Origin of the sequence: Pseudomonas sp. UBA7530, assembly GCF_002479365.1 — a bacterium.
GTDB lineage: Bacteria > Pseudomonadota > Gammaproteobacteria > Pseudomonadales > Pseudomonadaceae > Aquipseudomonas.
Genome location: NZ_DLMS01000001.1, coordinates 872,821 through 884,648, shown reverse-complemented (window position 1 = coordinate 884,648; position 11,828 = coordinate 872,821). Strand labels below are relative to the sequence as shown.

Sequence of the window (11,828 nt, the reverse complement as noted above, 5' to 3'; positions counted from 1 at the left end):
GATTCCTTGACGTTCATTCGCGGGCCTGGCGACGTTCCAGGGCCTGTCTCTGCAGGATATGCCGGGCCAGCAACTGGCGCTGTGCGTCGGTCAACGCTTCGAACTCGGTGCCGATATCGTACTGGCCGTCGCTGCGTGCGCTGCAGTGCACCACTTGGGCGCGCAGCATCAGACCGAGTGCTTGTGGCATCAATACCATCTTGATCGCCAGGTGGCTGCCCGGTGCCACGGCCTGAGCATGGCTGAAGCTGATACCGCCCTCGGACAGCGATACCTGGCGCGGGGCCCCGATATCACGTAGCAGGCTCTGCGCCACTGCCTGGCCGAGCAGGTCGATGCGCTTGTTGATCACTTTCAGGTAGTTGGCCAGGGTGCGATCACGCTCGCTGATGTGGCGCAGCAGATGCTGCGACTCGAAGTCCATCAGGTGCAGATCGCTGAGCAGATTGAACAGCGGCGACGGGTCGTGAAGCACGTCGCTGGCCTGGGCTTCGGCCCCTGACAGTAGGCTGAATTCCAGTGCGATCGTATCCTCGATACGGTAGTATTCGCGGCGATCATCTACATCGTTAGTCGACATGGCGAACCCATGAAAGCAGTGGTGGTCGAAGAGCCTGTTGAAGGCTTCGCGAACGGTATGCGAGCCGGGCGAACATCGCTGGGCAAGCGCCGGTTACGAATGGTAAACGAGCAATTCTCGCTTCGCTCGCCCCTTCGGGGTCACACTGATGTGTGATAGCCATAAGTGGCTTTCCAAGTGTTTTTAACGCAGCAGGCCCGTTACGCAGCCGACTTCGAGTTGCTTCTGAGTGTAAGGCCGCTGACCGGGCCCTGCCACATGGACGTTTTTCTTTCCCCCGAATCTCTCCGACATGTTCAGACCTCTGTTCGTATTCATCGGCACGCGCTACACGCGGGCCAAGCGCCGCAACCACTTCGTCTCCTTCATTTCCCTGACGTCCATGCTCGGCCTCACCCTGGGGGTGATGGTGATGATCCTGGTGCTGTCGGTCATGAACGGTTTCGACCACGAGATGCGCACCCGTGTGCTGGGGATGATCCCTCACGCCACGGTCGAGTCGCCGACCCCGGTCAGTGACTGGTCGGCACTGGCGCGCCAGGTCGAGCGCCACCCGCGTGTCGAGGCGCTGGCTCCCTTCACCCAGATGCAGGGCTTGCTGACGCACGACGGCAAGGTGCAGAAGGTACTGATCAATGCCATCGATCCCGAGCAGGAGCGCAAGGTTTCGATCATCGATGACTTCTTCCAGCAGGGCAGTCTCGACAGCCTGCAGCCAGGTGATTTCGCCATGGTCATCGGCGACAAGGCCGCCGCCAAGCTGGGCCTCAAACTCGGTGACAAGGTCACCTTCGTCGCGCCCGAAGTTACCGTGACCCCGGCCGGTATGTTCCCGCGCCTGAAGCGTTTTACCGTCACCGGTATCTTTCATGTCGGTGCCGGCGAGATCGATGGTGCCCTGGCGCTGGCCAACATCAGTGATCTGGCGCGCCTGCAGCGCTGGAAGCCGGATCAGGTGCAGGGCCTGCGCCTGAAATTCGACGACCTGTTCCAGGCGCCGCGCAGCGCCTGGGAGATCGCCCAGACCCTCGACGGTGATTTCTACGCACGCGACTGGACGCGCACTCACGGCAACCTGTACCAGGCCATCCGCATGGAGAAGACCATGATCGGTCTGCTGTTGCTGCTGATCGTCGCGGTGGCCGCCTTCAATATCATTTCCACCCTGGTGATGGTGGTGACCGACAAGAAGGGCGATATCGCCATCCTGCGTACCCTTGGCGCCACGCCGCGGCAGATCATGGCCATCTTCATGGTGCAGGGCACCGTGATCGGCGTGGTCGGTACTTTCATAGGCGCCGTGCTGGGGATTCTCGCGGCGCTTAATGTCAGTAGTCTGATCGCCGGCATCGAGCGCCTGTTGGGCATCAAGTTTCTCAATGCCGATGTCTATTTCATCGATTACCTGCCTTCGCAACTGCAGAGCGCCGACGTGGTGATGGTTTGTACCGCGGCGCTGCTGCTGAGCTTCTTCGCTACCCTGTATCCGGCCTGGCGCGCCGCGCGCACCCAGCCCGCCGAGGCCCTGCGCTATGAGTGAACCCATGAACCAGAACGCCATGAAACAGCAGAATGCCGTGCTCAGCTGCCGCAACCTGAGCAAGCGTTACGACGAGGGCCCCGAGTCGGTGGTCGTGCTCGACGGGCTCGAACTGGAACTCTTTCCCGGCGAGCGCGTGGCCATCGTCGGCAGCTCCGGTTCCGGCAAGAGCACTCTGCTGAACATGCTCGGCGGCCTGGATACGCCCAGCGAGGGCAGTGTGTGGCTGGCCGGTGAGCAACTGTCGGCGCTGAGCGAGACCGCCCGTGGGTTGCTGCGTAATCGGGCGCTGGGTTTCGTCTATCAGTTCCATCACCTGCTGGCTGAATTCACTGCGCTGGAGAATGCCTGCATGCCGCTGCTGATCGGCAAGACGTCGATCGCCGAAGCGCGCCAGCGCGCGACTGCATTGCTGGAGCGCGTGGGGCTGGGGCATCGCCTCAATCACAAGCCGTCAGAACTGTCTGGTGGCGAGCGCCAGCGTGTGGCCATCGCCCGCGCGCTGGTCAATCGCCCGGGGCTGGTGCTGCTTGACGAGCCAACCGGCAACCTCGATCAGCACACCGCCGAAGGTATTCAGGAGCTGATGCGCGAGCTCAGCCGTGACTCCAATACCGCATTCCTGGTGGTGACTCACGACATGCAGCTGGCGCGGCAGATGGATCGCGTGCTGAGCCTGCAGGACGGCAAGCTGGTGGCCCTCTGATGTTTCGTCCGCTGAGTATCTTCATCGGCGCTCGCTACACACGGGCCAAGCGCCGCAATCACTTCATTTCCTTCATTTCGCTGACTTCGATGATCGGCCTGGCGCTCGGCGTACTGGCGATGATCGTGGTGCTGTCGGTGATGAACGGCTTCCAGAAGGAAATGAGCTCACGGATTCTCGGTATGGTGCCGCACGCCATGGTCTATGGCGCCGAGCCGGTTGCCGACTGGCGCGCCCTGGCGGAAAAGGCCAAGGCCAATCCGCAGGTGCAGGCGGCCGCGCCTTATGCCGAGTTGGAGGGCATGCTTTCGCATCGCGGGCTGATGCAGCCGATCCAGATCCACGGCATCGATCCGGCGGAGGAGGGCAAGGTGTCGATCCTGCCCGACCATATCCGTCAGGGCAGCCTGAACAACCTGCAACCCGGTGAGTTCGGCGTGGTGATCGGTGATATCACTGCACGGCGCTTCGGTCTGCAGGTGGGCGACAAGCTGACGCTGATCATTCCCGAGCTGAGCAATGCTCCTGGTGGTGTCACGCCGCGCATGCAGCGCCTGAACGTGGCAGCGGTGTTCAAGGTTGGTGCCGAGCTGGACAGCTCGCTGGCGCTGATCAACGTCGCCGATGCCGCAGCCATGCAGCGCCTGCCGGAGGGCACGGTGCCGGGCATCCGCCTGGCGCTGAAGGATCTCTACCAGGCGCCGCAGGTGTCCAAGGCGCTGCTTACCGAGCTGGGCGCCGATTACCGCGCCGATGACTGGACCCATACCCAAGGCAGCCTGTTCAGCGCGATGAAGATGGAAAAGACCATGATCGGCCTGCTTCTGCTGCTGATCGTCGCAGTCGCTGCCTTCAATATCATCGCCACCCTGATCATGGTGGTCGCCGACAAGGGCGGTGATATCGCCATCCTGCGCACCCTGGGCGCTACGCCACGGCAGATCATGGCCATCTTCATGGTGCAGGGCTCGGTGATCGGCCTGGTCGGCACCCTGATCGGCACGGTACTTGGCGTGCTGGCGGCGCTGAATGTCAGTGCGCTGGTGGCCTGGCTGGAATCCTTCGCCGGACAGCAGGTGCTGAGCTCCGACGTGTACTTCATCAGCAGCCTGCCATCGGACCTGCAGTGGCTGGATGTGGCGCTGATCTGCTCGGCGGCATTGATCCTGAGCTTCCTCGCCACGCTCTACCCATCCTGGCGCGCGGCGCAGGTACAACCGGCCGAAGCGCTGCGCTACGAGTAAGAACGAAAAGCCGTCGAACCAGGCTGTGCGAAAACTACTGCGCTCGGTCATGCTGCGTTAAAAGCAGGCTGGAACGCCAGCCCGGTCGAATGCTCATTTACCACTTGTAAACTGCGCTTCTTCGCCTGCTTTTGCCTTGCCTGACCTTCGCTCGCTACGTTTTCACACGGCCTGGTATTCGACGGCTTTTTCTTTTCAGGGGCGTTGCTGGCGGCGCTTTTCCTGACGCTTGCGCCAACTGCGCTGGACCCACCAGCGCCAGTAGAGCATGGTCAGCACATAGGCCAGTGCGGCGAGCACCAGACCGGAGATGAAAGAGCCGAGGTACAGCGGCTTCCACAGGATGGCGACCTCGGCCGTGATCCATTCCAGGCTCAGGGTTTGCGGCATGCGCACCGGCGGTGTCTGCATGATCCATGCACCGAGTTTGTAGGTGCAGTAGAAGATCGGCGGCATGGTGATGGGGTTGGTCAGCCAGACCAGGCCGATGGAGATCGGCAGGTTGGCGCGCAGCGGAATGGCGACGGCGGCGGCGGCCAGCATCTGCATCGGCATGGGGATCATCGCCCAGAACAGGCCGATGGCCATGCCGCGCGCTACAGAGTGACGGTTGAGGTGCCAGAGATTGGGATCATGAATCAGCTTGCCGAGAAAGCGCAGGGACTTGTTACCCTTGATGCTGTCGGGGGTGGGCATGTAGCGCTTGAATAAACGACGCGGCATGAAGAGTCTCTGGGCAGGCAAAAGCGCCGATATTATGCACGGATTCGGCTCGGCCAGCGTTTTCATATTGTGACCGAAGGTGAGCGCCGGACGCGTTCGCTGTAGCTCGATGAGCAGGGAGGATGGATGCGAACAGGGATGTTGGCGCTGGCCTTGGGGCTGCTCAGCTTGCGCTTTCTGCCGAGCCTGCCGCCAGGCTGGCTGTTGCTGGTTGCAGCTTGTGTCGGCATGGCTTCGCTGCTCTCGCGTCTCTATCCGCTGGGGTTCTTTTTGCTGGGGCTGGCCTGCGCCTGCGGTTCTGCGCAGTGGGCGCTGGACGATCGCCTCGCCCCTGAGCTCGACGGCCGCACGCTATGGCTGGAAGGACGGGTGGTCGGATTGCCCGAGGTATCCGATGGTGTGGTGCGCTTCCTGCTGGAGGATGCGCAATCGCGTCGCGCCGAGCTGCCAAAAAGGTTGCGGGTGGCCTGGTATGGCGGGCCGACTGTGCAGGGCGGCGAGCGCTGGCGTCTGGCGGTCAACCTGAAGCGGCCGCATGGCCTGGTCAATCCGCAGAGCTTCGACTACGAAGCCTGGTTGCTGGCGCAGCGTATCGGCGCCACGGGCACGATCAAGTCCGGTCAGCGCCTTGCTCCAGCTTCGGGCCTGGGTAGTTGGCGCGACAGCCTGCGCCAACGCTTGTTGGCGGCGCCAGCTGTTGAGCGCGAAGGCGCCATCGCCGCTTTGGTTCTGGGCGACGGTTCTGGCTTGAGCAGCGAAGATTGGCGCCTGTTGCAACACACCGGCACGGTGCACCTGATGGTCATTTCCGGGCAGCACATCGGACTGCTGGCCGGCTTTCTCTACGGTTTGGTGGCCTTGCTGGCGAAGCTCGGCGCATGGCCGGCGCGCTGGCCATGGTTACCTTGCGCCTGTGCGCTGGCCCTGGGCGGGGCCTTGACCTATGGCTTGCTGGCGGGCTTTGAGGTGCCGGTGCGCAGGGCCTGCGTGATGGTCGCGTTGGTGCTGCTGTGGCGCATGCGCTTTCGCCATCTGGGCGCGTGGTGGCCATTGTTGCTGGCCTTGATCGTGGTTCTGCTGCTGGAGCCGCTGGCGTCCTTGCAGCCGGGTTTCTGGTTGTCGTTTTCGGCGGTGGCGATTCTGGCTCTGGTGTTTGGCGGTCGGCTCGGCGTCTGGGGTTGGTGGCGCGGGCTCACGCGTGCGCAATGGACCATGGCCATCGGCCTGTTGCCGATGATGTTGATCCTCGGCCTGCCGGTCAGCAGCAGCGGGCCGTTGGCCAATCTGATCGCCGTGCCCTGGGTCGGGTTGGTAGTCGTGCCTCTGGCCTTGCTGGGCACCTTGCTGTTGCCTATACCGATGCTGGGCGAAGGGCTGTTGTGGCTGGCCGGTGGTGCGCTGCACCTCCTGTTCGAGTTGCTCGGCATCATCGCCGGCTGGCTACCCGCCTGGCTGCCGAGCGTTATGCCGCTGTGGGCATGGTTGCTGGCGGCAGCCGGTGCTCTGCTGCTCCTTTTACCGGCCGGAGTGCCGCTGCGTCTGCCCGGTCTTGCGCTGTTGTTGCCCGCATTGCTGTTGCCAGCGCCGCATCTGGATGATGGTCGCGCCGACATCTGGGTGCTGGATGTGGGGCAGGGGCTGGCGGTGCTGGTGCGTACCCGAGAGCACGCTCTGCTGTATGACGCCGGGCCGCGCTTCGGTGATTTCGATACCGGTGAGCGAATCGTCCTGCCCTCGTTGCGGGCGCTGAACCTCAGGCAGCTCGACTTGATGCTGCTCAGCCATGCCGATAACGATCATGCCGGCGGCGCGGCCGCGATCAAGGCCGGGATGCCGGTGTCGAGGGTGGTCAGCGGTGAACCGCAAAGGCTGGCCGATGCGCTTGGCGCCGAAGCGTGCGAGTCAGGACAAAGCTGGCAATGGAACGCGGTGACCTTTAGGTTGTGGCAGTGGGAGCGGGCCAGTTCCGGCAACCAGCTGTCTTGTGTTCTGCAGATAGAGGCTGCGGGCGAGCGCCTGCTGTTGACCGGCGATATCGACGTACAGGCCGAACGGGCGCTGATGCAGGCCGACTTTCCCCTGGCTTCTCAGTGGCTGCTGGCGCCTCATCATGGCAGTCGCACCTCGTCCAGCCAGGCGTTCATCGACGCGGTCGGGGCGCAGCATGTGCTGATCACCCGCAGCCGCCACAATGCCTTCGGTCATCCTCATCCGCAGGTGCTAGAGCGTTATCGGGCAGCGGGCGTTCAGGTGCACGACACCGCGCTCGATGGCGCGCTGCATCTGCGCCTGGGTGAGCATGGCGCAGCGCAGGCATTGCGACGCGAGGCACGTTTCTGGCGGGAAAAATGAGAACGGCGGCGGTCGGCGGGCGTTGCCCCCTGTGCTAGAGTGGCGCCACTTTTTCGAGGGGGATTCTCTACCGTGTGGGAACTGGTCAAAGCTGGCGGCTGGATGATGCTGCCGATCATTCTCTGTTCCATCGCTGCTGCCGGTATCGTTGCCGAGCGCCTGTGGACCCTGCGGCCCGCCCGCGTCACCCCGGCCAATCTGCTGGCCCAGGTATGGCGCTGGATCAAGGACAAGAAACTCAACAACCAGAAGCTCAAGGAGCTGCGTGAGGATTCGCCGCTGGGGCAGATTCTCGCCGCCGGCCTGGCCAACTCCAAGCATGGTCGCGAGATCATGAAAGAGTGCATCGAGGAGGCTGCCGCGCGCGTCATCCATGATCTGGAGCGCTACCTCAACGCCCTCGGTACCATCGCCGGCATCGCACCGCTGCTCGGCCTGCTTGGCACCGTGCTGGGTATGATCGAGATCTTCAGCTCCTTCATGGGCTCGGGCATGGCCAACGCGCCGATGCTCGCCGGAGGCATCTCCAAGGCGCTGATCACCACCGCAGCCGGCCTGATGGTGGCGATTCCGGCACTGTTCTTCCATCGCTACCTGCAGCGTCGCGTCGACGAGCTGGTGGTGGGCATGGAGCAGGAAGCGATCAAACTGGTGGAAATGGTCCAGGGTGATCGCGACGTCGACCTGGGCGAGGGCAAGGCGTGAAATTCCGGCGTAAACCGCGGGAGAACGTCGAGATCAACCTGGCCTCGTTGATCGACGTGGTATTCATCCTGCTGCTGTTCTTCGTGGTCACCACCACCTTCACCCGCGAAACCCAGCTCAAGGTCGACCTGCCCGAGGCGGCCAGCGGCACGCCGCCGGAGCAGACCGAGCTGAAGCAGGTCGAGGTGCTGATCGGTGCCGATGGCGCGTTTTCGGTCAACGGCAAGGCGCTGCTGGAGAGCAACCTGAGCAATCTCATGGCTGCGCTGCAGAAGGAGTCCGAGGGCGACAACAGCCTGCCGCTGATCATCAGCGCCGATGGCAAGACGCCGCATCAGGCGGTGATCACTGCCATGGACGCCGCTGGCAAGTTGGGCTTCTCGCACCTGCGCATCACCACGGTGGAAGCACAGGAAAATCCTTAAGTGAGCGCTGCTGATCGCCTGCTCGAGGCCTGGTATCGCGGCCACCCGGCGCTGGCGCTGCTGCGTCCGCTGGAGTGGCTGTATCGCCGCGTGGTACAGGGCAAGCGCAAGCGTTTTCTCGCCGGCCAGGGTGACATCTACCGTGCGCCGGTGCCGGTGCTGGTGGTGGGCAACATCACCATCGGCGGCACCGGCAAGACGCCGCTGATCCTCTTTCTGATCGAACACTGCCGGGCTCGTGGCCTCAAGGTCGGCGTGGTCAGTCGCGGCTATGGCGCCACGCCGCCGAGCCTGCCTTGGCGCGTGCGTGCCGAGCAGCCCGCGAGCCAGGCCGGTGACGAGCCGCTGCTGATCGTCCAGCGCACGGGCGTGCCGCTGATGATCGATCCGGACCGCAGCCGCGCGGTGCGTGCACTGCTGGCCGAGGAGCCATTGGATCTGATCCTCTGCGACGACGGCCTGCAGCACTACCGTCTGGCGCGCGACCTGGAGCTGGTGCTGATCGATGCCGCGCGCGGCCTGGGCAATCGCCGCTGCCTGCCCGCCGGGCCGCTGCGTGAGCCGGCCGAGCGTCTACGTGAGGTGGATGCGGTGCTGTTCAACGGCGCCGAAGTCGACCGCGGCGACGGTTACGCTTTTGGCCTGCAGCCGACCGCACTGGTCAACCTGGCCACTGGCGAGCGGGTAGGGCTGGAGCATTTCCCCTCGGGCCAACCCGTGCATGCGGTCGCCGGCATCGGCAACCCGCAACGTTTCTTCAATACCCTCGAAGCGCTAAACTGGCGGCCGGTTCCGCACCCCTTTGCCGACCATGCCCAGTACGATGCCGCGCAGCTCAGTTTCGAGCCGGCGCTGCCGCTGCTGATGACGGAAAAGGATGCGGTGAAATGCCGGGCCTTCGCCGCCGCCGACTGGTGGTACCTGGCCGTCGACGCCGTGCCTACGCCGGCTTTCGTCGACTGGCTGGACAAGGAGCTGGCTCGCCTCATACCGGGGTCTTGATGACCCCATCAAGGACTGCGCCATGGACCTTAAACTGCTCGACATTCTCGCCTGCCCGATCTGCAAGGGCCCGCTGCAGCTTTCCGAAGACAAGACCGAACTGATCAGCAAGGGCGCCGGCGTGGCCTACCCGATCCGCGATGGCATCCCGGTGATGCTGGAAAGCGAAGCACGCACCCTGAACACCGACGAGCGCCTGGACAAGTAAATGAGTGCAGCCTTCACCGTCGTCATTCCCGCCCGTTACGCCTCCACTCGTCTGCCCGGCAAGCCGCTGCAGGACATCGCCGGCAAGCCGATGGTGCAGCATGTCTGGGAGCAGGCGAAGAAGAGTTCGGCCAGCCAGGTCGTGATCGCCACCGACGATGCGCGCATCGTCGACGCCTGTCAGGCGTTCGGCGCCGAGGTGCTGCTGACTCGCGAGGATCACAACTCCGGCACCGACCGCCTGGCCGAAGTTGCCACCCAGCTTGGTCTGCCGGCCGATGCCATCGTGGTCAACGTGCAGGGCGACGAGCCATTGATTCCGCCGATGATCATCGATCAGGTGGCGGCTAACCTGGCGGCCAATCCGCAGGCGGGTATCGCCACCCTGGCCGAGCCCATCGAAGACGTCACCGCGTTGTTCAACCCCAACGTGGTCAAGGTGGTCGCCGACAAGAACGGCTTGGCCCTGACCTTCAGCCGTGCGCCGCTGGCTTGGGCGCGCGATGCCTTCGCCAAGAGCCGCGATGTGTTACCGCAAGGTGTGCCGTACCGCCGCCATATCGGCATCTACGCCTACCGCGCGGGCTTCCTGCATGACTTCGTGGCCTGGGGCCCATGCTGGCTGGAAGATACCGAGTGCCTGGAGCAATTGCGTGCGCTGTATAACGGTGTGCGCATCCATGTTGCCGATGCGCTCGAAGCGCCGGCTGCTGGCGTGGATACCGCCGAAGACCTGGAGCGGGTGCGCCGCCTGCTGGGTGGCTGATGAAGGTCCTGTTCGTTTGTCTGGGCAACATCTGCCGTTCGCCCACGGCTGAAGGCGTGTTTCGCCACAAGCTGCGCGCGGCGGGGCTGGAGGATCGCGTGCAGGTGGATTCCGCCGGCACCGGCGACTGGCATGTCGGCAAAACGCCGGACAGCCGCACGCGTCAGGCTGCCCTGAGCCGTGGTTATGACCTGTCCGCGCAGCGTGCGCGTCAGGTGGAAGCCGCCGATTTCCAGCGCTTCGACCTGATCCTGGCCATGGATCAGAGCAACTTGCTCAACCTCAAGGCGCTGCGCCCAGCCGATGCCCGCGCCGATCTGGATCTGTACCTGCGTCGCTATGACCTGGCACTGGATGAGGTGCCCGACCCGTACTACGGCGGCGAAGAGGGCTTCGAGCAGGTGCTGGACCTGATCGAGCAGGCCAGCGATGCGCTGCTGAGCGAAATCAAGGGGCGCCTGTGAGCCTGAATCTGCAGAGCGACGTTTCGCTCAAGGCCTTCAACAGCTTTGGTGTCGACGTGCGTGCACGGCGTTTCGCCGAAGCCTACAACGATGACGATGTGCGCGAGGCGCTGCGTCTGGCTGGGCAGCAGAGCTTGCCGCTGCTGGTGATCGGCGGTGGCAGCAACCTGTTGCTGACTCGCGATGTCGAGGCGCTGGTGCTACGCATGGCCAGCCGTGGTATTCGCATTCTCGAAGAGGATGGCGATCAGGTACTGGTCGAGGCGGAGGCAGGTGAACCCTGGCATCCCTTCGTGCAGTGGAGTCTGGCGCAGGGCCTGAGCGGCCTGGAAAACCTCAGCCTGATCCCCGGCACCGTCGGCGCGGCGCCGATGCAGAACATCGGTGCCTATGGCGTGGAGATCAAGGACCTGTTCGCCGGCCTGACCGCACTGGATCGGCATACCGGTGAGCTGCGCGATTTCGCGCTAGAGGAGTGCGCCTTCGCCTATCGCGACAGCCTGTTCAAGCGTGAAGCCGGACGTTGGTTGATCCTGCGAGTGCGCTTTCGCTTGAGCCGCCTGGCTTCGCTGCGACTGGATTACGGTCCGGTGCGCCAGCGCCTCGCCGAGATGGGTGTGGAAGCGCCGACCGCCAGCGACGTCAGCCAGGCTATCTGTGCCATTCGCAGCGAAAAGCTGCCGAATCCCGTCGAGCTGGGTAATGCCGGCAGTTTCTTCAAGAATCCGGTGGTGTCGTTCGAGCTGGCCGAGCACATCCGCGCCGAGCATGCTGACCTGGTCAGCTATCCGGCGGGCGATGGCCTGGTGAAGCTGGCAGCCGGCTGGCTGATCGAGCGGGCAGGGTGGAAGGGGGTACGCGAGGGTGATGCCGGCGTTCACCGCCTGCAGGCGTTGGTGCTGGTCAACTACGGCCAAGCGACGGGTGCGCAGCTGCTGCAGCTGGCGCAGCGCATCCAGAGCGATATCTTGCAGCGTTTCGGCGTTACGCTGGAAATCGAACCGAACGTGCTTTGATCTGCGGGGCGGACGTGATCCGACGACCGCCATTCCCGGATTGCATCCGGGCTATCAGTGACGGACATGAAAAAGGGGATGCCTAGGCATCCCCTTTT

General features: G+C 63.8%; 13 protein-coding genes. 11 read left to right on the top strand and 2 right to left on the bottom strand.

The genetic code is table 11. The features are described from left to right. Nucleotides 1–13: 13 nt before the first annotated feature. Nucleotides 14–580, bottom strand: coding sequence for a PilZ domain-containing protein (locus tag B2U07_RS04225; protein ID WP_197855928.1), 567 nt, complete (start codon nt 578–580; stop codon nt 14–16). A gap of 292 nt (nt 581–872) precedes the next feature. Between B2U07_RS04225 and B2U07_RS04220 the strand changes: the two genes are divergently transcribed. From B2U07_RS04220 to B2U07_RS04210, 3 genes are read left to right on the top strand one after another with little or no spacing between them, the layout of a single operon-like run. Continuing rightward, entirely contained in the window at nt 873–2,120 is a 1,248-nt protein-coding gene (locus B2U07_RS04220) for a lipoprotein-releasing ABC transporter permease subunit (protein WP_275544592.1), read from the top strand. Nucleotides 2,121–2,139: 19 nt separating this feature from the next. After that, the gene (lolD, locus tag B2U07_RS04215; protein ID WP_419096320.1) at nt 2,140–2,826 is read left to right on the top strand and encodes a lipoprotein-releasing ABC transporter ATP-binding protein LolD; all 687 of its coding nucleotides are present in this window, start codon (nt 2,140–2,142) and stop codon (nt 2,824–2,826) included. Continuing rightward, on the top strand, nt 2,826–4,070 hold the full coding sequence (locus B2U07_RS04210; RefSeq protein ID WP_275544593.1) for a lipoprotein-releasing ABC transporter permease subunit: 1,245 nt from the start codon (nt 2,826–2,828) through the stop codon (nt 4,068–4,070). The genes lolD and B2U07_RS04210 overlap by 1 nt, the downstream gene beginning before the upstream one ends. Before the next feature lie 195 nt (nt 4,071–4,265). On the opposite strand, the gene B2U07_RS04205 is transcribed toward B2U07_RS04210, so the two are convergent. Then, nucleotides 4,266–4,793: a DUF2062 domain-containing protein gene (locus B2U07_RS04205; protein ID WP_197855924.1), complete on the bottom strand. Its 528-nt coding sequence runs from the start codon at nt 4,791–4,793 to the stop codon at nt 4,266–4,268. Between the two features lie 138 nt (nt 4,794–4,931). On the opposite strand from B2U07_RS04205, the gene B2U07_RS04200 reads away from it, so the two are divergent. The 8 genes from B2U07_RS04200 (at nt 4,932) to murB (ending at nt 11,730) form a co-directional block, all read left to right on the top strand. After that, the gene (locus B2U07_RS04200) at nt 4,932–7,145 is read left to right on the top strand and encodes a DNA internalization-related competence protein ComEC/Rec2 (RefSeq protein WP_275545323.1); all 2,214 of its coding nucleotides are present in this window, start codon (nt 4,932–4,934) and stop codon (nt 7,143–7,145) included. A 72-nt stretch (nt 7,146–7,217) separates the two neighbouring features. After that, nucleotides 7,218–7,850: a MotA/TolQ/ExbB proton channel family protein gene (locus B2U07_RS04195; RefSeq protein ID WP_013714801.1), complete on the top strand. Its 633-nt coding sequence runs from the start codon at nt 7,218–7,220 to the stop codon at nt 7,848–7,850. Then, nucleotides 7,847–8,275, top strand: coding sequence for an ExbD/TolR family protein (locus B2U07_RS04190; RefSeq protein ID WP_275544594.1), 429 nt, complete (start codon nt 7,847–7,849; stop codon nt 8,273–8,275). The genes B2U07_RS04195 and B2U07_RS04190 overlap by 4 nt, the downstream gene beginning before the upstream one ends. Then, a complete protein-coding gene (gene lpxK / locus B2U07_RS04185) occupies nt 8,276–9,277 on the top strand; it encodes a tetraacyldisaccharide 4'-kinase (RefSeq protein WP_275544595.1) in 1,002 nt (333 codons plus the stop codon). Between the two features lie 22 nt (nt 9,278–9,299). Continuing rightward, nucleotides 9,300–9,485, top strand: coding sequence for a Trm112 family protein (locus tag B2U07_RS04180; RefSeq protein WP_013714804.1), 186 nt, complete (start codon nt 9,300–9,302; stop codon nt 9,483–9,485). Next, nucleotides 9,486–10,250, top strand: a complete 765-nt coding sequence (gene kdsB, locus B2U07_RS04175; protein ID WP_275544596.1) for a 3-deoxy-manno-octulosonate cytidylyltransferase — start codon at nt 9,486–9,488, stop codon at nt 10,248–10,250. Next, nucleotides 10,250–10,714 carry a low molecular weight protein-tyrosine-phosphatase gene (locus B2U07_RS04170; RefSeq protein ID WP_275544597.1) on the top strand — a complete coding sequence of 155 codons (465 nt, stop codon included), beginning with the start codon at nt 10,250–10,252 and terminating at the stop codon, nt 10,712–10,714. The genes kdsB and B2U07_RS04170 overlap by 1 nt, the downstream gene beginning before the upstream one ends. Then, nucleotides 10,711–11,730 carry a UDP-N-acetylmuramate dehydrogenase gene (gene murB, locus B2U07_RS04165; protein ID WP_275544599.1) on the top strand — a complete coding sequence of 340 codons (1,020 nt, stop codon included), beginning with the start codon at nt 10,711–10,713 and terminating at the stop codon, nt 11,728–11,730. The genes B2U07_RS04170 and murB overlap by 4 nt, the downstream gene beginning before the upstream one ends. Nucleotides 11,731–11,828 lie beyond the last annotated feature (98 nt).